We start from the raw sequence: 21,897 nt of genomic DNA on the forward strand, positions 1-21,897 counted from the left end.
TTCAGTTCCTCTGGAAGGTCTTGGCCATGCCGCTCCAGCAGGCGTCGTAGTCGCGCTGCAGCTGCGGGCATTCGAGAGCGTAGCGGGTCGGGCGCAGGACGCGGCCGGTCTCGAACATGAAGGCCATGGTGTTGTCGATCTTGTGCGGCGCAAGCTGGGCGGCTATGGCCTGCACGGTGGTGGCGTTGTCCGGGCCGTGGGCGCTCATGCAGTTGTGCAGCGAGGCGCCGCCCGGGGAGAAACCGTCGGCCTTGGCGTCGTAGGCGCCCTGGATCAGGCCCATGAATTCGTTCATCAGGTTGCGGTGGAACCACGGCGGGCGGAAGGTGTTCTCGGCCACCATCCAGCGCGGCGGGAAGATCACGAAGTCGACGTTGGCCATGCCGTGGGTGTCGCTGGGCGAGGTGAGCACGGTGAAGATCGACGGGTCCGGGTGGTCGTAGCTGACCGTGCCGATGGTGTTGAACAGGCGCAGGTCGTACTTGTAGGGCACGTTGTTGCCGTGCCAGGCGACCACGTCCAGCGGCGAGTGGTCCAGCTCGCAGGCCCACAGCTCGCCGAGGAACTTCTGCACCAGCTGCACGGGGGCGTCGATGTCCTCGTAGTGGGCCACCGGGGCGAGGAAGTCGCGCGGGTTGGCCAGGCCGTTGCTGCCGATCGGGCCCAGGTCGGGGATGCGCAGGGCGGCGCCGTGGTTCTCGCAGATGTAGCCGGCGGCGGTGGCGTCGAGCAGTTCGACGCGGAATTTCATGCCACGCGGGATCACCGCGATCTCCAGCGGCTCGATGTCCAGCCGGCCCAGCTCGGTGGCCAGGCGCAGGCGGCCCTGCTGCGGGACGATCAGCAGCTCGCCGTCGGCGTCGAAGAAGGCCCGGTCCATGGAGCGGTTGGCGCGGTACAGGTGCACGCTGACGCCGCTGGCCTGCTCGGGGTCGGCGGTGGCGGCGAGGGTCAGCAGGCCGTCGAGGAAGTCGGTGGGCTCGGCGGGGATGTCCTGGGGGTTCCAGCGCAGGCGGTTGGGGTTGACCTGGCCCGGCTCGCGGCCGGGGATCTGCCGTGCCAGGCGTTCGAAGCGCGGGTGGCTGGCCGAGGGCTTGATGCGGTACAGCCAGGTGCGCCGGGCCTCGCTGCGCGGCACGGTGAAGGCGGTGCCGGAGAACTGCTCGGCGTACAGGCCGTAGGGCGCCTGCTGCGGCGAGTTCTGCCCGTGGGGCAGCGCGCCGGGCAGGGCTTCGCTGGCGAACTGGTTGTTGAAACCCGACAGGTAGGCGAGGGATTCGACGGACGACATGGCGACCTCTTTGTTTTTGTAATCGAATTACGGATAACGTAATTTGAACGCCGGAAGGGGTCAAGCTATAACAGCGCCTCCATCGACGAACGAGTCATTGCATGGCCATTCCCAGGGACACCGGCGACGCGCCGAAACGCCAGAAAGTGCAGGCCGCCGAAGTCGGCACGGACATCCTCAAGGGCCTGGCCGACCTGGCCCCGGCCACCTCGCTGTCGCGCCTGGCCGAGCACGTGGGCATGCCCGCGGCCAAGGTCCACCGCTACCTGCAGGCGCTGATCGCCAGCGGCTTCGCCGAGCAGGACGCGGCCACCAACCATTACGCCCTGGGGCCGGAGGCGCTGTTCGTCGGCCTGGCCGCCATCGGCCGGCTGGACGTGGTGCGCGCCGCCACGGCGCACCTGAGCGCCCTGCGCGACGAGCTGAACGAGACTTGCTTCCTCGCCGTGTGGGGCAACAAGGGCCCGACCGTGGTGCAGGTGGAGCAACCGCTGCGTGCGGTGACCCTGGTCACCCGCGTGGGCTCGGTGCTCCCTCTATTGGGCTCGTCCACCGGCCTGGTGTTCAACGCCTACCTGCCCGACGGCGAGACCGCGCCGCTGCGCGCGGAGGAGGCGGGCACGCCCGGCGCGCTGGACGAGGCGGAACTGCACAAGCAGACGGCGGAAATCCGCGCCACGGGCCTGCACCACGTGCACGGCCTGCTGATGCCGGGGGTGAACGCGCTGTCGGCGCCGGTATTCGCGGTGGGCGAGCAACTGGCCGGGGTGGTGACGGTGGTGGGCGCGGCCAGCGCCTTCCGCGCGGAAACCCAGGGGCGGGCGGCGGAGTTGCTGAAGGAGGCGGCGGCGGCGATTACGGCGCGGATGGCGGGGCGCAGGCCAGAGTAGGAGCGCTTTTCGTAGGAGCGAGCTTGCTCGCGAATGGGGTTCCATCGGGCAGGTTCGGTGCGCATCCTCAAGAGCGCCCTCTCCCCAACCCTCTCCCGCAAGCGGGAGAGGGGGCTGTCCGGCATGAACGCGGAGTTCAGCTTCAACCTGTAGGAGCGCGCCCTGCGCGCGAATCGCGGGCAGGGCCCGCTCCTACAATTTGCCGTGAAGCACGGGCTCCCTGTAGGAGCGGACCTTGTCCGCGAATGGCGTTCGCCGGCGGCACCGTGCTTTGGATTGACGTCTTCCCCTCTCCCCAACCCTCTCCCACAAGCGGGAGAGGGGGCTGTCCGGTATGAACGCGGAGTTCAGCTTCAACCTGTAGGAGCGCGCCCTGCGCGCGAATCGCGGGCAGGGCCCGCTCCTACAATTTGCCGTGAAGCACGGGCTCCCTGTAGGAGCGGACCTTGTCCGCGAATGGCGTTCGCCGGCGGCACCGTGCTTTGGATTGACGTCTTCCCCTCTCCCCAACCCTCTCCCACAAGCGGGAGAGGGGGCTGTCCGGTATGAACGCGGAGTTCAGCTTCAACCTGTAGGAGCGCGCCCTGCGCGCGAATCGCGGGCAGGGCCCGCTCCTACAATTTGCCGTGAAGCACGGGTTCCCCGTAGGAGCGGACTCCGTCCGCGATGGGTTTATTTCGCCTCCAGCACCCCGCGGCGGATCTGGTCGCGCTCGATGGATTCGAACAGCGCCTTGAAGTTGCCCTCGCCGAAGCCGTCGTCGCCCTTGCGCTGGATGAACTCGAAGAACACCGGGCCCATCAGGGTTTCCGAGAAGATCTGCAGCAGCAGGCGGCGCTTGCCGCCCTCGGAGGTGCCGTCGAGGAGGATGCCGCGGTTGCGCAGTTCCTCCACCGGCTCGCCATGGTTGGGCAGGCGTTCCTCGAGCATCTCGTAGTAGGTCGCCGGCGGCGCGGTCATGAAGCGCATGTTCAGGCCCTTGAGGGCGTCCCAGGTCTTCACCAGGTCGTCGGTGAGGAAGGCCACGTGCTGGATGCCCTCGCCGTTGAACTGCATGAGGAACTCCTCGATCTGCCCGGCGCCCTTGGAGGATTCCTCGTTGAGCGGGATGCGGATCATGCCGTCCGGCGCGGTCATGGCCTTGGAGGTCAGGCCGGTGTACTCGCCCTTGATGTCGAAGTAGCGGATCTCGCGGAAGTTGAACAGCTTCTCGTAGAAGTCCGCCCAGTAGGCCATGCGCCCGCGGTACACGTTGTGGGTGAGGTGGTCGATGATCTTCAGGCCGGCGCCCTTCGGGTGGCGGTCCACGCCTTCGATGAACTCGAAGTCGATGTCGTAGATCGACGAGCCCTCGCCGAAGCGGTCGATCAGGTACAGCGGCGCGCCGCCGATGCCCTTGATCGCCGGCAGGCGCAGCTCCATCGGCCCGGTGGGGATTTCCACAGGCTGCGCGCCCAGCTCCAGGGCGCGGGCGTAGGCCTGGTGGGCGTTCTTCACGCGGAAGGCCATGCCGCACACCGAGGGGCCGTGCTCGGCGGCGAAGTAGGCCGCCAGGCTCCTGGGCTCGTTGTTGAGGATCAGGTTGATGTCGCCCTGGCGGTACAGGTCCACGTCCTTGGAGCGGTGGCTGGCCACCTTGGTGAAGCCGAGGCTGGCGAAGATGGGTTCCATCACGCCGGGGGTGGGGGAGGCGAATTCGATGAACTCGAAGCCCATGAGGCCCATGGGGTTGTCGAAGAGGTCTGCCATGTCTGTGTTCCTCGCGGTGGACGCGCGCGGCGGCGCGCCCGGGATTCGGAAAGTCGTGGGGTCAGCTGCGCGGCTGGCGCGGTGGCGAGCAGGGCACGCCGCGTACGCTGCGGGCGAGGAAGTCGCCGATGGTGACTTTGAATCCGAGGCTGTGCATGGCGCGCTCCTCAGGCCGGCTTGTCGGCCTGGACGTCCGGGTGGGCCTGGCGGAAGGCCGGGTGCTCCAGGGCCAGGCGCTCTACCCTGAGTATGCGCGGGAATCCTGCCAGGTCCACCTTGAAGCGGCGGGCGGCGTACAGCTGCGGCAGCAGGTAGACGTCGGCCAGGCCCGGCTGCGGGCCGCAGCAGAAGCCCTCGTCGCCGATCAGCGCTTCCACGGCCTTGAGGCCTTCGCCGACCCAGTGGGCGATCCATTGCTCGACGCCGTTCTCGTCGATGCCCAGCCCGCGCAGGCGGTTGAGCACGGCGACGTTGTGCAGCGGGTGGATGTCGCAACCGATGAGCGCCGCCACGCCGCGCTGGTGCGCGCGCTGCAGGGCGTCGGCCGGCAGCAGGGCGGGTTCGGGGTAGCGTTCTTCCAGGTATTCGATGATCGCCGGCGACTGGACCAGCAGCTCGCCTTCGTCGGTGCGCAGGGCCGGCACGCGGCCTTGCGGGTTCAGGGCCAGGTAGGCGCCCTGGCGGTGCTCGCCCTGCAGCAGGTTCACCGGCAGCTGCCGGGCTTCCAGCCCCTTCAGGGCCAGGGCGATGCGCACCCGGTAGGAGGAGGTGGAGCGGTAATAGGTGTAGAGGTCCATGAACCGGCACTCGCAGGCAGCGTGCCCGTCGTGGCGGACACTGTTGTTTTCGTAATGGACTTACACTCTGCGTAATTTTTCCGCCGAGGGCAAGCCCCCGCGTTCCGCGGGGGCTCGCGGCGGCGGCGCTACTCGATCGTCTCGAAGGGCAGGCCCACGTAATTCTCGGCGATGCAGGTGCGCCCCGCCAGGGAATCGAGGAAGTAGGCCAGTTCGGTGTCGAGCATCTTCTGGGTGAAGGCGTCGTTGTCGGGGAACTTGTGCAGCATGCTGGTCATCCACCAGCTGAAGCGCTCGGCCTTCCAGATGCGCCGCAGGGCGACTTCCGAGTAGCGCTGCAGCAGCTCGACGCGGCCTTCGCCATAGACCTTGACCAGGATGCGGTACAGGGCGTCGACGTCGCTGGCCGCCAGGTTCAGGCCCTTGGCCCCGGTGGGCGGGACTATGTGCCCGGCGTCGCCGACCAGGAACAGCTTGCCGTACTGCAGCGGCTCCACCACGAAGCTGCGCAGCGGGGCGATGCTCTTCTCCAGCGACGGCCCGGTGACCAGGCGCGCCGCGGCGTCGGCCGGCAGGCGGCGCTTGAGTTCGTCCCAGAAGCGCTGGTCGGACCAGTCCTCGACCTTCTCCTCCAGGCCCACCTGCAGGTAATAGCGGCTGCGGGTGGCCGAGCGCATGCTGCTGAGGCTGAAGCCGCGCTCGCTGCTGGCGTAGATGAGTTCGTGGTTGACCGGCGGGGTGTCGCTGAGCAGGCCGAGCCAGCCGAAGGGGTAGATGCGCTCGTAGGTCTTGAGCTTGTCCGCCGGGATGGTCTGCCGTGACACGCCGTGGAAGCCGTCGCAGCCGGCGATGTAGTCGCAGTCCAGGCGGGCGGCCTCGCCGTCCTTGGTGAAGGTGACGTAGGGCTTCTCGCCCTGCACCTCGTGCAGTTGCACGTCGCCGGCTTCGTAGATGCTCAGGGCGCCGCTGGCCTGGCGCGCCTCCATGAGGTCGCGGGTGACCTCGGTCTGGCCGTAGACCATGACGTTCTTGCCGCCGGTGAGCTGCTTGAGGTCGATGCGCTCGCGGCGGCCGTCCAGCACCAGTTCGAAGCCGTCGTGGGGCAGGCCCTCGGCGTCCATGCGGGCGTGGGCGCCGGCTTCGCGCAGCAGGTCCACGGTGCCCTGTTCCAGCACCCCGGCGCGGATGCGCCCGAGCACGTAGTCCGGGCTCTGGCGTTCGAGGATGACGTTGTCGATACCGGCACGCTGCAGCAGCTGGCCGAGGAGCAGCCCGGAAGGGCCGGCGCCGATGATGGCAACCTGGGTTTTCATTGTTGTTTTCCTCGTCGTCGCGGACCGGGGCCTGGTCGTAGGCACGCCCCCTGGCCGCGTAGTTGTTATTGGCTCCTGCATTTTTGGTGGATGAATCGCTGCGCAGAAGGCAATATCCAACAGATAACCTGGATTTTTCGTGGATAGCCCCGGCGGCCTATAAATGCACAAGACGCCCGCTTCGAACCCGGTCCCGGTGTTTCAGCTGTACGGCGAGACCCACGCCTGGCCGACACCCGACCCCCTGCACTGCGAGACCATCCCGTCGCGCAGCAGCCTCTACGACTGGGAGATCCGCCCGCACCGCCACGCCGACCTGGTGCAGTTGCTCTACGTGCGCGCCGGCGAGGCCGAGCTGGAGGTGGAGGGCAGCGTCACCCACGTGCGCGAGGCCACCCTGCAGGTCTCGCCGCCGCTGTGCGTGCACGGCTTCCGCTTCACCGCGCAGATCGACGGCTACGTCATCAGCCTGGCCCAGCCCTTCGCCGAGGAACTGCTGCGCCAGTTCGACCGCGCCGTGCTGGAACAGCCGCAGTGCTACGCAGTGGGCGAGGACGAGCGCTACCTGAGCACCCTGTTCGAGTCCATCGAGCGCGAATACACCCGCCAGGAGCCGGGCCGCGAGCTGATGCTGCGCTCGCTGGTCAGCGCCCTGCTGGTATGGCTCGGCCGCCGCCACCTGCAGGCCAGCCATGCCGCCAGCGCCACCCCGGACCGCGGCCGCGAGCACCTGCAGGCGTTCCGCCGGCTGGTGGAGCAACGCTTCCGCGAGCACCTGCCGATCGAGCGCTACGCCGAGCGGCTGGGCATCAGCGCGGCGCACCTCAACGCCCTGTGCCGGCGCCTGGCCGGCGCCTCGGCGCTGCAGCTGATCAACCAGCGCCTGCTGCTGGAGGCCAAGCGCAACCTGGTGTACACGGACATGACCGTGCAGGAGGTCTCCGACCAGCTGGGCTTCTCGGAGCCGGCGTACTTCTCGCGATTCTTCAAGCGCGGCACCGGGCAGTCGCCCAGGGCCTTCCGGGGTAACCGATGAACATCGACTCACGCATCAAGTTCCGCCACCTGCTGTGCTTCCTCGAGGTGGCCCGCCTGGGCAGCCTGGCGCGCGCCGCCGACCGCCTGGCGGTGAGCCAGCCGGCGGTGTCCAAGACCCTCAAGGAGCTGGAGGAGGTGCTCGACGCCAGCCTGTTCGTACGTGGCAAGGGCGGCGCCACGCTGACCGAGGCGGGCATCGCCTTCCTGCGCTACGCCGGGCCCTGCGTGCAGGCCCTGCGCGACGGCGTGGAGAGCCTGCGCGGCGGCGAGTACGCGGCCAGCAGCGCGCGCCTGGGCGTGCTCTCCACCGTGGAGGGCGCCTTCCTCCCGGAGGTGGTGCGGCGCCTGCACGCGCGCCACGGGGCGCTGGTGGTCAGCGTGGTCACCGGGCCCAGCGCGCACCTGCTCTCGCAGTTGCGCGTCGGCGAGCTGGACCTGGTGGTCGGGCGCATGACCGACAGCCCGCAGATCCAGGGCCTGACCTTCGAACACCTGTACAACGAACCGCTGACCCTGGTGGTGCGCGCCGGCCACCCGCTGCTGGGCCGGCCGCTGGACGCCGCGGAGCTGGAGGAATACCCGCTGGTGCTGCCCACCGCCGGCACCACCATCCGCAAGCGCGTCGACAGCCTGTTCGTCGAGCACGGCCTGCGCCAGTCGTCGCGGCGCCTGGAGACCCTCTCGCTGAGCCTGAGCCGGCGCTACGTCGACGACAGCGACGCGGTGTGGATGGCGCCGCTGGACGCGGTGCGCGCGGCCCTGGGCAAGGGCGAGCTGGCCGAACTGGCGCCGCAGTTGCAGGAGGCCGGTGGTTCGGTGGGCATCTGCAGCAACGCCTCGCTGCCGCTGTCCCTCGGCGCGCACTGGTGCCAGGAAGTGCTGCGCGAGGTGGGGCAGGAATACCGCGACGGGGTTTATCCATAACCAATTGGTTAATGATCGCAGGCGCCTTTTCAATTTTCCTGCGGACCAACCTGGCGGAAACTGCGGAGCACATGCCTGATGCTCTACAGGCTCCTATAACTCCAACAACAGGAGACCGCCATGTCCGAAGTGGACAGCAGCCGGTTCGTCATCCGTGACCGCAACTGGCACCCCAAAGCCCTCACCCCCGACTACAAGACCTCCGTCGCCCGCTCCCCGCGCCAGGCGCTGGTGAGCATCCCGCAGTCGATCTCCGAGACCACCGGCCCGGACTTCTCGCACCTGAAGTTCGGCGAGCACGACAACGACCTGCTGCTCAACTTCAACACCGGCGCCCTACCCATCGGCGAGCGCATCGTCGTCCACGGCCGCGTCGTCGACCAGTACGGCAAGCCCGTGCCCAACACCCTGGTGGAGATGTGGCAGGCCAACGCCGGCGGCCGCTACCGGCACAAGAACGACCGCTACCTGGCGCCGCTGGACCCGAACTTCGGCGGCGTCGGCCGCGCCATCACCGACAGCGACGGCCGCTATATCTTCCGCACCATCAAGCCCGGCCCCTACCCGTGGCGCAACGGCCCCAACGACTGGCGCCCGGCGCACATCCACTTCTCCATCAGCGGCCCGTCCATCGCCACCCGGCTGATCACCCAGCTGTACTTCGAGGGCGACCCGCTGATCCCGATGTGCCCCATCGTCAAGTCGATCGCCAACCCCGAGGCGGTGCAGAGCCTGATCGCGCGCCTGGACATGGGCATGGCCAACCCCATGGATTGCCTGGCCTACCGCTTCGACATCGTGCTGCGCGGCCAGCGCCAGACCCACTTCGAGAATCGCTGAGGAGGTTCGCCATGCCCGTTCAACTGCTCCCCGAAACCCCCTCGCAGACCGCCGGCCCCTACGTGCACATCGGCCTGGCCCTGGAGGCCGCCGGCAACCCGACCCGCGACCTGGAAATCTGGAACCAGATGGCCAAGCCCGGCGCCGCCGGCGAGCACATCCTGCTGCTGGGCCACGTCTACGACGGCAACGGCCACCTGGTGCGCGACTCCTTCCTGGAGTTCTGGCAGGCCGACCACGAAGGCAACTACGACAGCCGCTACGACGCGGAGAAGGCGTTCAACGGCTTCGGCCGCACCGCCACCACCTTCGATGCCGGCGAGTGGACGCTCAAGACCATCAAGCCGGGCGTGACCAAGGCCGCCGACGGCCGCCCGCAGGCGCCGCACATCAACGTGTCGCTGTTCGCCCGCGGCATCAACATCCACCTGCAGACGCGCCTGTACTTCGAGGACGAGGCCGAGGCCAACGCCAAGGACCCGGTGCTCAACCTGATCGAACAGGCGCCGCGCCGCGAGACCCTGGTGGCCCGCCGCTGCGAGGTGAACGGCCAACTGGCCTATCGTTTCGACATCCGCATCCAGGGCGAAGGCGAGACGGTGTTCTTCGACTTCTGATGCGCATCGTTTGGCGCATGAACGGGCGGGCCGCGCGAGCGGTCCGCCCGTCGGCGTTCACGGCATGGCGTAGGCTGTGCCTGATGACGAAGAAAACTGGAGCCCTTGCGTGAGCAACCGACTTTTCGACGCCTACTTCACCCAGCCGGCGATGCGCGAGCTGTTCTGCGACCGCGCGCGCCTGCAGGGCATGCTCGACTTCGAGGCCGCCCTGGCCCGCGCCGAGGCGCGCTGCGGGGTGATCCCGGCCAGCGCGGTGGCGCCCATCGAGGCCGCCTGCCGCGCCGAGCTGTACGACTTCGACGCCCTGGCCACGGCCATCTGCAGCGCCGGCAACTCGGCCATCCCCATGGCCAAGGCGCTGGGCCGGCAGGTCGCCGCCGGCGATGCCGAAGCCGAACGCTACGTGCACTTCGGCGCCACCAGCCAGGACGCCATGGACAGCGGCCTGGTGCTGCAACTGCGCGCCGCCGTCGGCCTGCTGGAGGACGACCTGGCGCGCCTGGGCGCGGCCCTGGCCGAACAGGCGCGCCGGCATGCCGACGTTCCCATGGCCGGGCGCACCTGGCTGCAACACGCAACGCCGGTGACCCTGGGCATGAAGATCGCCGGCTGGCTCGGCGCCGTCACCCGCCACCGCGAGCGTCTGGCCGAGCTCAAGCCGCGCCTGCTCAGCCTGCAGTTCGGCGGCGCCTCCGGCAGCCTGGCGGCGCTGGGCGACGACGGCTTCGCCGTGGCCGAGGCGCTGGCCGAGGAACTGCGCCTGCAACTGCCGGAACAGCCCTGGCACACCCAGCGCGACCGCCTCGCCGAATTCGCCGCCTGGCTCGGCCTGGTGGCCGGCAGCCTGGGCAAGCTCGGCCGCGACCTCAGCCTGCTGATGCAGACCGAAGCCGGCGAAGTCTTCGAACCCTCGGCGCCGGGCAAGGGCGGCTCCTCGACCATGCCGCACAAGCGCAACCCGGTGGGCGCCGCCGTGCTGATCGGCGCCGCCACCCGCGCGCCCGGCCTGGTGGCGACGATGCTGAGCGCCATGCCCCAGGAACACGAGCGCAGCCTCGGCCTGTGGCACGCCGAATGGGAAAGCCTGCCGGAACTCTGCTGCCTGGTTTCCGGCGCCCTGCAGCAGGCGCTGCTGGTAGTGCCGGGCCTGGAAGTGGACGCCCAGCGCATGCGCCGCAACCTGGAACTGACCCGCGGCCTGGTGCTGGCCGAGGCGGTGAGCATCGCCCTGGCCCGGCGCATCGGCCGCGACGCCGCGCACCACCTGGTGGAGCAGTGCTGCCGCCAGGCCGTGGCCGAGGGCGCGCACCTGCGCCAGGTGCTGGGCGGCAACGCCGAGGTCCGCGCGCAACTCAGCGACGCCGAGCTGGACCGCCTGCTCGACCCGGCGAATTACCTGGGCCAGTGCCGCCGCTGGGTGGAACGCGCCCTGGAAGAACACGCACGCCTCGGTTGAGGCGCAATCGACAAGCGAGAGAGAACCCGATGGACGAGAAACAACGCTACGAAGCCGGCATGCAGGTCCGCCGCGCGGTGCTGGGCGACGCCCACGTCGACCGCAGCCTGAACAACCGCACTGCCTTCAACGAAGAATTCCAGGAAATGATCACCCGCCACGCCTGGGGCGACATCTGGACCCGCCCCGGCCTGCCGCGCCACACCCGCAGCCTGGTGACCATCGCCATGCTCATCGGCATGAACCGCGAGGGCGAACTGAAGCTGCACCTGCGCGCCGCCCGCAACAACGGCGTGAGCCGCGAGGAGATCAAGGAAGTGCTGCTGCAGAGCGCGATCTACTGCGGCATCCCGGCGGCCAACGCGACCTTCCACCTGGCGGAGGAGGTGTGGAACGAACTGGGGACGGAGTCGCTGGAGGGCTGAGGCGGCTTCGAGGCAGGGCGTAGGGCGAATAACGCTCCGCGTTATCCGCCGTTTGGTCTTGGCCTGGGCGTAACGGCGCTTTTCGTAGGATCGAGGGGGACGCCTGGTTCTTGCTCGCGAACGGGGCTAGCCGGGTGTTTCGGTACTGGGCCCGATGCCGTTCCCTCTCCCTAACCCTCTCCCTGAAGGGAGAGGGGACCGTTGGGCAGAAACGGATACCCCGCAGTCAGCCGGCTACTCCAGGAGGGGCCGGCGAACGCCACGATTTCCACTGGCACGGACAAGCCCCCTCTCCCGCTTGCGGGGGAGGGTTGGGGAGGGGGAGCGGCGTCAACCCGAAACACCAACGTCACCGGGGAGCCCCGTTCGCGAGCAAGCTCGCTCCTCCCCCCTTCAAGGCATCCGATCCGCCGTGAAGTCCGCCTCCGAGCGCGCCTCCAGCTGGCCCTTGCGGCAGGCGCGCTGGAAGCGTTCGAAGTCGCGTTCGTTCTGCAGTGCGTAGGCCTTGGCGTAGTGCAGCAGGGCGTCGCTCAGCGCCTCGCTCTTGCCGATGTAGCCGGCGATCCGCGCCGCCTGGCCGCCGGACTTGGCGTGGGCGCAGGCCAGGGCGCGGCCGCAGACCCGTGCGTAGGCGGCGAAGGCTTTCTCGTCGAAGGTCTCCAGTTCCGCCGAGACCTTCATGTCGCGCAGCTGGCGCACGTAGAAGTGGCGGCCATTGGGGCCGGTGGTCCAGCCGAGGAAGAGATCGCTGGCCGACTGCATCAGGCGCTGGCCGTCCACCACCCGCTGGCCCTGGTGGCGGGTGCGCAGCTTGCTGCGCACATAGGTGGCCAGCACCGAGGGACGGGCCTCCTTGAATTGCAGGAACAGCGGCTGCTCCTGGGGATCGGTGAGCAACGCCACCAGGCAGCGGGTGCCGACGCTGCCCACGCCCACCACCTTGAACACCAGGTCCTGCACCTCGAAGCGGTCGAGCAGTTCGCGACGGTCGGCCTGCAGGGTGGTGCGGTAGTCGCGGATGAAGGTGTCGTGCAGATCCTGCCAGTGATCCAGGCTCATCCAGTCGTCGTCCTCGTCCAGCAGGCTGGTCGCGGAGTGCAGGTGGAAGATCTCCGGCAGGTCGTCGCGGATCTCCAGGCGGCCCCGGGCGTCGCGTTCGGCGATCTTCGGCAGCAGCTCGGCATGGGTGCGCCGGTTGGCCTTCTCGATGGCGCGCTGCACGTGCTCGCGCAGGTCCTTCTCGCGCTCCTGCTCCAGCGCCACCTCGTAGTCGATGCGCCCGTACCACAGCTCCAGGGCGCCCATCTCGGCACATTCGGCGATGTTCTGCTGGTAGGACAGCACCAGTTGGCGGCAGACGTCCTCTTCCACCGTCTCGCCGTGGCGCAGGTCGCGGGCGGCGATCAGGAAGCTCGCCACCAGGCGCTTGAGGTCCCATTCCCAGGGGCCGGGGTGGACCTCGTCGAAGTCATTGACGTTGAACAGCAGGTTGCGCTCGGGGGAGGCGAAGCCACCGAAGTTCATCAGGTGGCAGTCGCCGCAGATCGGCAGTTCCATGCCCATGTCCGGGGTGCCCGAGAGGTCGTGGGCCTGGAGCAGGGCGCTGCCGCGGAAGAAGGTGAAGGGCGACACCAGCATGCGCCCATAGCGCAGCGCCACCAGAGACCGCACGCGGCCGGCGCTGGAGGCCTCGATCAGCGGCAGCGGGTCGCGGTCGATCTTCCCGGGTTCGGCGTGGCTGCTGCGTGGGCACTTGTCGCGGGCGTCCTTGCCCTGTTTGCGCAGGTCCTTGATGTCCATCGTTCACCTCGAATCCGGGGGCCATGAATTCGAGCTTAGAGGCTGGCCGGGGGCCTGCAAGTCGGCGCGTTGGGCTGGCCTGGAAAGGGCATTTCTGCGATGGTCGCGGCGTCTCGTCGTCAGGAAGCGTCCATGCCCGTCATCGCCATCCCGCTCACCCGTCCCACGCCCATGCCCTGGCGCGGCCTGTGCGTAGCCCTGGGCCTGCTGGCCCTGGCCGGTTGCAGCTCGCAGTCCGCCCGCCAGGCGCCGGAGCCGACCCCGGCGCAGGTGCGCGCCACCCTGGCGCAGCTGCTGCCGGCCAGGGTGAGCGACCGCAGCGGCTGGGCCACGGACATCCAGGTGGCCTTCGCCGCCCAGCGCATCCGCCCGAGCAAGGAGAACCTCTGCTCGGTGCTGGCGGTGACCGAACAGGAGTCGAACTTCCAGGCCGACCCGCAGGTGCCGGGCCTGGGCCGCATCGCCCGCGACGAGATGAAGAGGCGCGCCGCGCGCCTGCACGTCCCCGGCTTCGTGCTCGACGCCGCGCTGGCGCTGAAGTCGCCCAGCGGCAAGAGCTACAGCCAGCGCCTGGACGCGGTGCGCAGCGAACGCGAGCTGAGCGCCATCTTCGATGACTTCATCGGCATGGTACCGCTCGGCCAGCAGCTGTTCGGCCGCTTCAACCCGGTGCGCACCGGCGGGCCCATGCAGGTCAGCGTGGCCTTCGCCGAGCAGCATGCCGAGGGCTACCCATACCCGCTCAAGGGGAGCGTGCGCCAGGAGGTGTTCAGCCGCCGCGGCGGCATGTACTTCGGCATCGCCCACCTGCTGGGCTACCCGGCGGACTACGAGCGGCCGCTGTACCGCTTCGCCGACTTCAACGCCGGCTGGTACGCCAGCCGCAACGCGGCCTTCCAGCGCGCTGTGAGCCTGGCCACCGGCATCCCGCTGGCGCTGGACGGCGACCTGATCCGCTACGACTCCAGCGCCGCCGGCGCCACCGAGCTCGCGGTGCGCACCCTGGGCCCGCGCCTGGGCCTGAGCGACAGCCAGATCCGCCGCGACCTGGAGCAGGGCGAGCGCGCGGAGTTCGGCGAGACGAAGCTGTACGCCAAGGTCTTCGCCCTGGCCGAGAAGAACGAAGGCAAGCCGCTGGCCCGGGCGGTGCTGCCGGGCATCACCCTGCACAGCCCGAAGATCACCCGCAACCTCACCACCGCCTGGTTCGCCCAGCGCGTGGACGAGCGCTACCAGCGCTGCCTGGCGCGGGCGGGGAAAGGCTGAAGGCGACTAGAGTAATTGCTCTAGATTGGCTAGAGTCTCCGCCACAACAACAAGGAGCTCCGCCATGTCCCTCAGCCCCAGTGCTGTCGCCTTGCTCGGCCTGGTCGCCTGGACCCTGCTGCTGGTCCTCGTCCTGGTCAACCACCGTGGCCTGCTGGTGCTTTCCGGCAGCCGCGCGGTCAACGCCTTCGCCGCCGACGGCAGCAGCACGCCGGGCTTCGGCCAGCGCCTGGCGCGGGCCCACGCCAACTGCGTGGAGAACCTGCCGCTGTTCTTCGCCGTGCTGCTCTACGCCATGCTCACCGGCCAGACCCAGGTCACCGACCCGCTGGCGCCGGTGCTGCTGGCGGCGCGCATCGTCCAGAGCCTGATGCACCTGGCCAGCACCTCGCCGCTGTTCGTCTGGCTGCGCTTCGCCGGCTACCTGGTGCAACTGGTGATCCTCGCCTGGTGGCTGCTGCGCCTGGCCGGCTGGCTCTGAGGCAGTGTGCTAGGTCGAGTGGCCGCGGCCCAGGCGCGCCAGTAGGGCGGCCTTCACCGCCGGCCACTCGTCGTCGATGATGCTGAAGCGCACCGAGTCGCGCTTGCGCCCGTCGGGCATGATCCGCTCGTGGCGGACGATGCCTTCCTGCACCGCGCCCAGGCGCAGGATGGCGGCGCGGGACTTCTCGTTGAGCACGTCGGTGGTGAACTGCACGCGCACGCAGCCCATGGCTTCGAAGGCGTATTCGAGCAGCAGCAGCTTGGCCTCGGTGTTGATCGCCGTGCGCTGCGCCGAGGCGGCCAGCCAGGTGTGGCCGATCTCCAGCTTGCGGTTGGCGCGGTCGATCTTCCAGAAGCGGGTGCTGCCGACGATGCGCCCGCTACGCCGGTTGCGGATGATGAAGGGCATGACGGTGCCGGCCTCGCGCCCGGCCAGGGCCTTGTCCAGGTAGGCGTCGATGCTGCCCGGCCCCGGCACCACCGTGACCTTGAGGTTCCACAGCTCGCCGTCGGCGGCCGCGGCGAGGAGTTCGCCAGCCTGGTCGCGGGCCAGGGGCAGGAGTTCGGCATGCTCGCCGATGAGGGCGGGGTAGGCTGGGATGGACATGCTCGCGGCTCCGGGAGGGGAGCCGCGAGCTTGCCGGTTTCGCCCGCACCTGGAAAGCCGGGACGGAGGCTGCGAATCGCGCGCAGGGCGCGCTCCTACAGGAGGCGTGAGGTGGCTTTCGCAGGATGGGTTGAGTTTTTGCGAAACCCATGCGGTCGTGGCGATGGGTATCGCTGCGCTCCACCCATCCTACGAGAGCCATGCTTGCCTGCTCAGCGCTCGGCCAACTGGCCGCGGCGGTACTCGCCCTGGCGCTCGAGCATCCAGCCGGGGTACTCGGCCGGCAGCGCGCTGGCCTGGTCGAGGGTGGCCAGTTCATCGGCGCTCAGCTCGACGCGGGTGGCGGCGATGTTGTCCTCCAGTTGCTCCAGGCGCTTGGCGCCGATGATCACGCTGGTCACCACTTCCTGGTGCAGCAGCCAGGCCAGGGCCACCTGCGCCACCGACACGCCCTTGGCCTCGGCGATGCCGCGCATGGCGTCGATGCAGTCGTAGGCGCGCTCGCGGTTCACCGGCGGGAAGTCGAACTGGGTGCGCCGGCTGCCGGCCTCGGCTTGCTGGTCGCGGCCGTACTTGCCGCTGAGCAGGCCGCCGGCCAGCGGGCTCCAGACCATCAGGCCGACCTTCTCGCTGCGCAGCAGCGGCACCAGTTCGCGCTCCAGGTCGCGCCCGGCGATGCTGTAGTAGGCCTGCAGCGAGTCGAAGCGGGCCAGGCCCAGGCGCTCGGACGTGCCCAGGGCCTTCATGATCTGCCAGGCCGCCCAGTTGGAGACGCCGACGTAGCGCACCAGGCCCTGGCGCACCAGGTCGTCGAGGGCGCGCAGGGTCTCTTCCACCGGGGTGGCCGGGTCGAAGCCGTGCACCTGGTAGAGGTCGATGTGGTCCAGCTGCAGGCGCTCCAGGCTGGCCTGCACGCCGCCGGCGATGTGGTAGCGCGACAGGCCGCGGGAGTTGGCGCCACGGGTGCCGGTCTCGCCGAACACCTTGGTGGCGATCACCACGTCCTCGCGGGGCACGCCGAGGTTCTTCAGGGCCTGGCCGGTGATGACCTCGGAGCGGCCTTCGGAATACACGTCGGCGGTGTCGATGAAGTTGATGCCGGCCGCCAGGGCCGCGCCGACCAGCTGCTCGGCCTCGGCCTGCTGCAGCTTGCCGATCTGGCTCCAGAGCTGGCCTTCGCCGCCGAAGGTCATGGTGCCCAGGCAGAGTTCCGAGACGAACAGACCGGTGTTGCCGAACTTTCTGTAGCGCATGGCGAGCAATCCTCGGGAAAGGGCAGGGGAAGGTGCCGCTGCCTTGCGCAGCGGCGGACGCCACCAGTATGAGCGCCGTGCCCCGGAAGGACGGCGCTCGATGCTGCCGGATTCTTGCCTATTGCTGCCGCCGTCGCGTCAGGCCATGGGCGGCAGGCGGCGCTTGACCGGGGTCTTCTTGACGATGGCGGTGCTGGTCTCGGCATAGGCGTTGAGGCGGTCGAGCAGGCTGTCCAACTGTTCCATGTCGCGCACGCACAGGCGGGCGACGAAGCAGTCGTCGCCGGTGATCTTGTCGCACTCGGTGAACTCGGGGATGGCCTGGATCTGCCGTTCCACCTCGTGCAGCCGGCCGGGCAGCGGGCGCACGCGGACGATGGCCTGCAGCAGGTAGCCGAAGGCCTTCGGCTCCACCTCCAGGGTGTAGCTGCGGATCACCCCGCGTTCCTCCAGCTTGCGCAGGCGTTCGCCGACGCTGGGGGCGGACAGCCCGCTGACCTGGGCCAGGGCCTTGAGCGACAGGCGCGAGTCTTCCATCAGGGCAGCGATCAGCAGTTGGTCGATTTCGTCGGTCATGGTCGGCTCGTTAGGTGATTGCGGGTGGATGCCTTGATAGTAAAGGCGGTATTCCGATTGTGCCTTCCATTTGCGATGGAAGGGCGGGGTGATGCCTTGTCATGCTGTAGGCACACCTTGCAGGAGGAACCCCATGGACAAGTCCATTCAGCGCGGCACCCTGGAGATGACCGCGGCCATGCTGATCTGCGGCACCATCGGCTGGCTGGTGCTGGTGTCCGGCCAGCCGGTGCTGGACGTGGTGTTCTGGCGCTGTGTGTTCGGCGCCGCCACCCTGCTGCTGGCCTGCGCCCTGCTCGGCATGCTGCGCCCGGGCGTGCTGAGCCTTTCCGCTTTCGGCCTGGCGCTGCTCAGCGGGGTGGCCATCGTCGGCAACTGGGTGCTGCTGTTCGCCTCCTACTCGCGGGCGTCCATCGCCATCGGCACCGCGGTGTACAACACCCAGCCCTTCATGCTGGTGCTGCTGGCCGCGGTGTTCCTCGGCGAGAGGCTCAGCGCGCGCAAGCTTTGCTGGCTGGCGCTGTCCTTCGCCGGCATGCTGGCCATCGTCAGCGCCCACGGCAGTGGCGGGCCGGGCAGCGACTACCTGGCGGGCATCGCCCTGGCCCTGGGCGCGGCGCTGCTGTATGCCTTCGCCGCGCTGATCGTCAAGCGCCTGCAGGCGGTGCCGCCGCACCTGATCGCACTGGTGCAGGTGTGCAGCGGCGTACTGCTGCTGGCGCCCCTGGCCAACCTTTCGGCGCTGCCGCAACAGCCGTCGGCCTGGGCCTGCCTGGCCACCCTTGGCATTCTCCACACCGGGCTGATGTACGTGCTGCTCTACGGCGCCATCCAGAAGCTGCCGACGGCGCTGACCGGCGCGCTGTCGTTCATCTACCCGGTGGCTGCGATCCTGGTGGACTGGGTGGTGTTCGGCCACCGCCTGGGCCTGGCGCAGTGGCTGGGCGTGGCGGCCATCCTCCTGGCCGCGGCGGGCATGCAGCGGAACTGGGGGCTGCCGCGGTGGCTGGCCGCGCGCTTCGCGTTGCATGGGACGGATTACGGAAAACACTGAGGCATGGGAATTTTTCCCCTGGTGGCGACTCCAACTCGCACCAAGTCTCGCCATGGGTGAATGATGAACTACAAGCTGTTGCCAATGATCGGTGTCGCCGTGCTGCTCGGCGCCTGCGGTAGCAAGGAGGCGGAGGTGTGCGCCAGCAAGGACATGCGCGACCAGTTGGTGAAGGTCTTCACCGATGGCCCGCTGGCCGGCCGCGGCGACCTGCTCAAGGACGTGGAGCTGCGCGACGCGGCCATTCTCGAGAAGGACCCGGACAGCGGCGTGCTCGAATGCGTGGCCACCTTCCGCGTGCCGGTGGGCCAGCAGGTGGTGCAGGGGCCGCTGGAATACCGCATCGCCCCGGCGGCCAAGTCCGACCATGACTACCTGCTGCTGTTCACCAAGAGCGAGCGGGCATTGGCGTTGGCCGAGCGGATCCAGCGGGTATTCCCGGCGGCGGGGACGTCGCAGTGATGATGGGGGTGTAGGAGCGAGCTTGCTCGCGAACGGTGGTTCCCGGTGGGTTCAAGAGCGCCCTCTCCCCAACCCTCTCCCGCAAGCGGGAGAGGGGGCTGTCCTGAGCGGCTGCAAGTCAGGCGCCGTTCTCGCACCCGGTCATTCTGCCCGGATGCCTCCGTGGGACATCGGTGTTCCGGCCAGCGGCGGATAACCGCGAACGGTTATGCGCCCTACGGCACGAATCGTTCCAGGGGGCACGGTCGTAGGAGCGGACTCCGTCCGCGATTGGACCCGCAGGCCCCGCCAGCCCCAGTAGTGGCACGAGCGCCCACAAACGAAAAAGCCGCTCCTCCGTTAGGGAGGAGCGGCTTTTTCATCACCGCCTGGCGCTACCCGCTCAGGCAGCGTTGCCGTAGCGGGCCTGCTTCTTCTTGACCTGCTGGCGGCACGCGTCGCCGAAGGCCTGGAAGAGCTTCACCGAATCGGGGTTCTTCAGCGCCTGCCATTCCGGGTGCCACTGCACCGCGAAGAGGAAGGGCGAGAGGGTCGGTGCGTGGATCGCCTCGACCAGGCCGTCCTCGGCGTGGGCGATGGCCTCCAGGCCCTTGCCGAGGGTCTTCAGGCCCTGGCCGTGCAGCGAGTTGACCTGGATCGAATCGGCCTGCAGCAGCTTGTGCAGCCAGGTGTTCCGCGCCACGCGCACGCTGTGTGCCGGGGCGTACTGCACCTCGACCGGGTCTTCGGGGTTTTCCCGATGGTCGTTGAAGCCGGGCTCGGCGTAGACCTTCTGGTACATGTCGCCGCCCAGCGCGACGTTGATTTCCTGCATGCCGCGGCAGATGCCGAAGATCGGCAGGCCACGGGCGATGGCGGCCTTGACCAGGGGCAGGTCGAAAAGGTCGCGCTGCTTGTCCTGGCCCTTGCCGGGGGTTTCGTTTTCCTGGCCGTAGAGGGCCGGGTCGATGTTGCTGCCGGCACCGGTGAGGTAGACGCCGTCGGCCATGTCGAGGTACTGCTCGAGATCGTCGGTGCCGCAGCAGGTCGGCACCAGGACCGGCACGCAACCGGCGATATCGGTGATCGGGGTGATGTACTTGTGGGTCATCACCTGATAGTCGTGGCCCTTGCGTTCCTGGGCGCCCATGGACATCAGGACGACGGGCTTGCGGAGTTTCTGATTGTTATTGCCAATGTTGCTGTTGGACATATGTCACCTTGGGACAGGCTCGGCCTGTCGTTTATGTGCAGGCGCGGCCGGGAGGGGCGCTACCTGGGGCTCCGAGCACTGCCGCGGCGGGGCTGGAGGCGCCCGCAAACGGTCGAAGCCTGCCCACCAGCCTGCCAGAGCCGTAAAATATGTCAAACAATTTCGCTTTCGATCGTCAAAAATAATGGCCGAAACGCATGGCGGTTTCGTTCTTAACTATCTGTTTTTAAAGTGTTTTTAAGTTAATTCGATAAATATCGGTCCAATATTTTTTACGAAACCGGCGCTTTCGTGAAAATTATACTGAACATTTTCACGGACGCTCGCCATGCGTACGCCAGCCGCACCCTTGAGCGGGTGCTGCGTCTGCAGCCTTGTGCGCTGGGGGCGTCAGTTGGGCAGGCAGGGTTGGCCCGGCGGCAGCGGCGCCTTGGCCGGGTCGCCGCTGAAGGCTTCCACCCGGTTGCGTCCGCCATGCTTGGCGGCGTACAGGGCCACGTCGGCGTTGCCCACCAGGGCTTCCTGGCTGGCCACCGGGCCCTGAGCGGTGGAGGCCACGCCGATGCTCACCGTCAGGTGGCCGCGGGCGGCCCAGGCGTGGGGCAGTTGCAGGGCCTCGATGGCGGCGCGGATGCGCTCGCCGATGGCGCAGGCGGTGGCCAGGTCGGCGCCGGGCATGACCACGGTGAACTCCTCGCCGCCGAAGCGGGCGACGAAGTCGCAGTGCTCGCGCACGTTATTGCGAATGGCCTCGGCCACGCGGCGGATGCCGACGTCGCCGGCGAGGTGGCCATAGCCGTCGTTGTAGAGCTTGAAGTGGTCGATATCCAGCATCAGCACGCTCAGCGGCTCGGCGTGCCGGGCGCAGCGGTGCCATTCGCGCTTGAGCGTCTCGTCCAGGTGGCGCTTGTTGGCGATGCGGGTGAGGTCGTCGGTGCGGCTGAGCACCGCCAGCTCCTGGTTGGCCAGCGCGTACTTGTGCGCCAGCACCTGGTGTTCCCAGGCCAGCTTGAGCGCCTCGTTGAAGCGGATCTGCAGGCGCCGGCCCATCTCCGCAATGAAGGGGCAGACCACCCAGGCGGAGACCGCCAGGAAGGTTGCCTGGGGTTCGGGGTCGCGGAAATAGGCGATGCCCAGGAAGAAGAACATGGGCACGTGGAAAGCCAGGTGCGCCGGCCAGTAGGACACGTTGCTCATGGCCACCATCACCGAGGCCAGGGCGATGCAGCCGTAGATCACGTCCTCGTAGGGCGTGCCGTAGCTCATCAGCCAGGTGGCGCCGATGCCCCAGGCCAGCCCCACGGCGCCGCACTGCAGCATGGTCAGGCGCGCCCAGGTATGCGGCGCCAGGCGCTGCGGGTCGCGCCGCCAGGCGTACACCAGGCCCAGGCGCACGCTCATCAGCAACACCAGCACGGCGAGCCACAGGCAGCGCCCGGGCAGGGGCGCGCTGGCATGGTAGACGCCGAACACCATGGTGCCGGAGAACACGTTGCCCACCGCGGTGGACGGGCTGGTGGAGAACAGCGTGGCGACGCGCTCGGCGAGGTAGTCCTCGGCGGGGCGCTCGGGCAGCGCTGGGGTGGTGTCGGCGTAGGCGCTCATGCCTGGGCTCCTGGGGGCGCCCCGGGACGGTACGGCGGGGGTGGGCACGCGCCGGCCCGGCGCGCTGGCGCCTCGGTCCATGGCGGTGCGGTTGCCCGGCCCGACCGATGGCTTCCGTTGCGCAGTGAAATGCGGTGATATCTTATGGCCATCATGCCTGGAGTGCGGATCGAATTCGAGCCCGCGGACGACGGAAGGCAGCGCCGCCGGGCGGGAAGCGGAAAGCGGCACGCCCCCTCTCGCTGGGCGAAAAGGG

The 21,897-nt window shown here is 68.7% G+C and carries 21 protein-coding genes; 11 read left to right on the forward strand and 10 right to left on the reverse strand.

The annotated features are described in order from the left end of the window. Position 1: 1 nt before the first annotated feature. Complete coding sequence (hmgA, locus tag VV867_RS11585) at positions 2–1,291, reverse strand: homogentisate 1,2-dioxygenase (protein WP_328566428.1); 1,290 nt, start codon at positions 1,289–1,291, stop codon at positions 2–4. A 101-nt stretch (positions 1,292–1,392) separates the two neighbouring features. On the opposite strand from hmgA, the gene VV867_RS11590 reads away from it, so the two are divergent. Further along, positions 1,393–2,181, forward strand: coding sequence for an IclR family transcriptional regulator (locus VV867_RS11590; protein ID WP_328566429.1), 789 nt, complete (start codon positions 1,393–1,395; stop codon positions 2,179–2,181). Positions 2,182–2,853: 672 nt separating this feature from the next. Here VV867_RS11590 and hppD read toward each other — a convergent pair. The 3 genes from hppD to pobA form a co-directional block, all read right to left on the reverse strand. Further along, entirely contained in the window at positions 2,854–3,930 is a 1,077-nt protein-coding gene (gene hppD / locus VV867_RS11595) for a 4-hydroxyphenylpyruvate dioxygenase (RefSeq protein ID WP_089394214.1), read from the reverse strand. Between the two features lie 167 nt (positions 3,931–4,097). Then, positions 4,098–4,727: a maleylacetoacetate isomerase gene (gene maiA, locus VV867_RS11600; protein ID WP_109936387.1), complete on the reverse strand. Its 630-nt coding sequence runs from the start codon at positions 4,725–4,727 to the stop codon at positions 4,098–4,100. Between the two features lie 128 nt (positions 4,728–4,855). Next, positions 4,856–6,040 (reverse strand): 4-hydroxybenzoate 3-monooxygenase, encoded by a 1,185-nt coding sequence (gene pobA, locus VV867_RS11605; RefSeq protein WP_328566430.1) that lies wholly within the window; start codon positions 6,038–6,040, stop codon positions 4,856–4,858. Between the two features lie 163 nt (positions 6,041–6,203). On the opposite strand from pobA, the gene VV867_RS11610 reads away from it, so the two are divergent. From VV867_RS11610 to pcaC, 6 genes are all read left to right on the forward strand, one after another. Next, positions 6,204–7,076, forward strand: coding sequence for a helix-turn-helix domain-containing protein (locus tag VV867_RS11610; RefSeq protein WP_089394211.1), 873 nt, complete (start codon positions 6,204–6,206; stop codon positions 7,074–7,076). Then, positions 7,073–8,002 (forward strand): pca operon transcription factor PcaQ, encoded by a 930-nt coding sequence (gene pcaQ / locus VV867_RS11615; RefSeq protein ID WP_328566431.1) that lies wholly within the window; start codon positions 7,073–7,075, stop codon positions 8,000–8,002. The genes VV867_RS11610 and pcaQ overlap by 4 nt, the downstream gene beginning before the upstream one ends. A gap of 120 nt (positions 8,003–8,122) precedes the next feature. After that, positions 8,123–8,842: a protocatechuate 3,4-dioxygenase subunit beta gene (gene pcaH / locus VV867_RS11620; protein WP_058072712.1), complete on the forward strand. Its 720-nt coding sequence runs from the start codon at positions 8,123–8,125 to the stop codon at positions 8,840–8,842. 11 nt (positions 8,843–8,853) lie between these two features. Next, the gene (gene pcaG, locus VV867_RS11625) at positions 8,854–9,459 is read left to right on the forward strand and encodes a protocatechuate 3,4-dioxygenase subunit alpha (protein WP_009618058.1); all 606 of its coding nucleotides are present in this window, start codon (positions 8,854–8,856) and stop codon (positions 9,457–9,459) included. A 109-nt stretch (positions 9,460–9,568) separates the two neighbouring features. Further along, positions 9,569–10,918, forward strand: a complete 1,350-nt coding sequence (locus tag VV867_RS11630) for a 3-carboxy-cis,cis-muconate cycloisomerase (RefSeq protein WP_328566432.1) — start codon at positions 9,569–9,571, stop codon at positions 10,916–10,918. Positions 10,919–10,947: 29 nt separating this feature from the next. Then, a complete protein-coding gene (gene pcaC, locus VV867_RS11635) occupies positions 10,948–11,343 on the forward strand; it encodes a 4-carboxymuconolactone decarboxylase (protein WP_089394208.1) in 396 nt (131 codons plus the stop codon). Positions 11,344–11,736: 393 nt separating this feature from the next. Here pcaC and VV867_RS11640 read toward each other — a convergent pair whose 3' ends face one another. Continuing rightward, on the reverse strand, positions 11,737–13,143 hold the full coding sequence (locus tag VV867_RS11640) for a DUF2252 domain-containing protein (RefSeq protein ID WP_328566433.1): 1,407 nt from the start codon (positions 13,141–13,143) through the stop codon (positions 11,737–11,739). Positions 13,144–13,314: 171 nt separating this feature from the next. Between VV867_RS11640 and VV867_RS11645 the strand changes: the two genes are divergently transcribed. Then, positions 13,315–14,409 carry a DUF1615 domain-containing protein gene (locus VV867_RS11645; protein ID WP_328566496.1) on the forward strand — a complete coding sequence of 365 codons (1,095 nt, stop codon included), beginning with the start codon at positions 13,315–13,317 and terminating at the stop codon, positions 14,407–14,409. Between the two features lie 64 nt (positions 14,410–14,473). Further along, positions 14,474–14,890, forward strand: a complete 417-nt coding sequence (locus VV867_RS11650) for an MAPEG family protein (protein WP_328566434.1) — start codon at positions 14,474–14,476, stop codon at positions 14,888–14,890. 9 nt (positions 14,891–14,899) lie between these two features. On the opposite strand, the gene VV867_RS11655 is transcribed toward VV867_RS11650, so the two are convergent. From VV867_RS11655 to VV867_RS11665, 3 genes are all read right to left on the reverse strand, one after another. Then, positions 14,900–15,499 carry a GNAT family N-acetyltransferase gene (locus tag VV867_RS11655; RefSeq protein ID WP_328566435.1) on the reverse strand — a complete coding sequence of 200 codons (600 nt, stop codon included), beginning with the start codon at positions 15,497–15,499 and terminating at the stop codon, positions 14,900–14,902. Positions 15,500–15,711: 212 nt separating this feature from the next. Further along, positions 15,712–16,752, reverse strand: coding sequence for an aldo/keto reductase (locus tag VV867_RS11660; RefSeq protein WP_328566436.1), 1,041 nt, complete (start codon positions 16,750–16,752; stop codon positions 15,712–15,714). Between the two features lie 138 nt (positions 16,753–16,890). After that, positions 16,891–17,328: an Lrp/AsnC family transcriptional regulator gene (locus tag VV867_RS11665; protein ID WP_328566437.1), complete on the reverse strand. Its 438-nt coding sequence runs from the start codon at positions 17,326–17,328 to the stop codon at positions 16,891–16,893. Positions 17,329–17,461: 133 nt separating this feature from the next. Between VV867_RS11665 and VV867_RS11670 the strand changes: the two genes are divergently transcribed. Together VV867_RS11670 and VV867_RS11675 are read left to right on the forward strand one after the other, a co-directional pair. Next, the gene (locus VV867_RS11670; protein WP_328566438.1) at positions 17,462–18,382 is read left to right on the forward strand and encodes a DMT family transporter; all 921 of its coding nucleotides are present in this window, start codon (positions 17,462–17,464) and stop codon (positions 18,380–18,382) included. Between the two features lie 60 nt (positions 18,383–18,442). Next, positions 18,443–18,844 (forward strand): hypothetical protein, encoded by a 402-nt coding sequence (locus VV867_RS11675; RefSeq protein WP_089394202.1) that lies wholly within the window; start codon positions 18,443–18,445, stop codon positions 18,842–18,844. Between the two features lie 382 nt (positions 18,845–19,226). On the opposite strand, the gene VV867_RS11680 is transcribed toward VV867_RS11675, so the two are convergent. Both VV867_RS11680 and VV867_RS11685 read right to left on the reverse strand, forming a co-directional pair. Beyond that, entirely contained in the window at positions 19,227–20,036 is an 810-nt protein-coding gene (locus VV867_RS11680; RefSeq protein WP_109936379.1) for a gamma-glutamyl-gamma-aminobutyrate hydrolase family protein, read from the reverse strand. 390 nt (positions 20,037–20,426) lie between these two features. After that, on the reverse strand, positions 20,427–21,641 hold the full coding sequence (locus VV867_RS11685; RefSeq protein WP_328566439.1) for a GGDEF domain-containing protein: 1,215 nt from the start codon (positions 21,639–21,641) through the stop codon (positions 20,427–20,429). Positions 21,642–21,897 lie beyond the last annotated feature (256 nt).

This window comes from Pseudomonas sp. JH-2, from assembly GCF_036231725.1.
Classification (GTDB): Bacteria; Pseudomonadota; Gammaproteobacteria; order Pseudomonadales; family Pseudomonadaceae; genus Pseudomonas; species Pseudomonas delhiensis.

Bases quoted from the DNA above. Each gene is read 5' to 3' on its own strand.
- VV867_RS11655 (WP_328566435.1), bottom strand. From the start codon at position 15,499: ATGTCCATCCCAGCCTACCCCGCCCTCATCGGCGAGCATGCCGAACTC.
- VV867_RS11650 (WP_328566434.1), top strand. From the start codon at position 14,474: ATGTCCCTCAGCCCCAGTGCTGTCGCCTTGCTCGGCCTGGTCGCCTGG.
- VV867_RS11665 (WP_328566437.1), bottom strand. From the start codon at position 17,328: ATGACCGACGAAATCGACCAACTGCTGATCGCTGCCCTGATGGAAGAC.
- pcaQ (WP_328566431.1), top strand. From the start codon at position 7,073: ATGAACATCGACTCACGCATCAAGTTCCGCCACCTGCTGTGCTTCCTC.
- hmgA (WP_328566428.1), bottom strand. From the start codon at position 1,291: ATGTCGTCCGTCGAATCCCTCGCCTACCTGTCGGGTTTCAACAACCAG.
- VV867_RS11610 (WP_089394211.1), top strand. From the start codon at position 6,204: ATGCACAAGACGCCCGCTTCGAACCCGGTCCCGGTGTTTCAGCTGTAC.
- VV867_RS11640 (WP_328566433.1), bottom strand. From the start codon at position 13,143: ATGGACATCAAGGACCTGCGCAAACAGGGCAAGGACGCCCGCGACAAG.
- VV867_RS11645 (WP_328566496.1), top strand. From the start codon at position 13,315: ATGCCCTGGCGCGGCCTGTGCGTAGCCCTGGGCCTGCTGGCCCTGGCC.
- VV867_RS11670 (WP_328566438.1), top strand. From the start codon at position 17,462: ATGGACAAGTCCATTCAGCGCGGCACCCTGGAGATGACCGCGGCCATG.
- maiA (WP_109936387.1), bottom strand. From the start codon at position 4,727: ATGGACCTCTACACCTATTACCGCTCCACCTCCTCCTACCGGGTGCGC.
- pcaG (WP_009618058.1), top strand. From the start codon at position 8,854: ATGCCCGTTCAACTGCTCCCCGAAACCCCCTCGCAGACCGCCGGCCCC.
- VV867_RS11685 (WP_328566439.1), bottom strand. From the start codon at position 21,641: ATGAGCGCCTACGCCGACACCACCCCAGCGCTGCCCGAGCGCCCCGCC.
- pobA (WP_328566430.1), bottom strand. From the start codon at position 6,040: ATGAAAACCCAGGTTGCCATCATCGGCGCCGGCCCTTCCGGGCTGCTC.
- pcaH (WP_058072712.1), top strand. From the start codon at position 8,123: ATGTCCGAAGTGGACAGCAGCCGGTTCGTCATCCGTGACCGCAACTGG.
- hppD (WP_089394214.1), bottom strand. From the start codon at position 3,930: ATGGCAGACCTCTTCGACAACCCCATGGGCCTCATGGGCTTCGAGTTC.
- VV867_RS11590 (WP_328566429.1), top strand. From the start codon at position 1,393: ATGGCCATTCCCAGGGACACCGGCGACGCGCCGAAACGCCAGAAAGTG.
- VV867_RS11660 (WP_328566436.1), bottom strand. From the start codon at position 16,752: ATGCGCTACAGAAAGTTCGGCAACACCGGTCTGTTCGTCTCGGAACTC.
- VV867_RS11680 (WP_109936379.1), bottom strand. From the start codon at position 20,036: ATGTCCAACAGCAACATTGGCAATAACAATCAGAAACTCCGCAAGCCC.
- VV867_RS11675 (WP_089394202.1), top strand. From the start codon at position 18,443: ATGATGAACTACAAGCTGTTGCCAATGATCGGTGTCGCCGTGCTGCTC.
- pcaC (WP_089394208.1), top strand. From the start codon at position 10,948: ATGGACGAGAAACAACGCTACGAAGCCGGCATGCAGGTCCGCCGCGCG.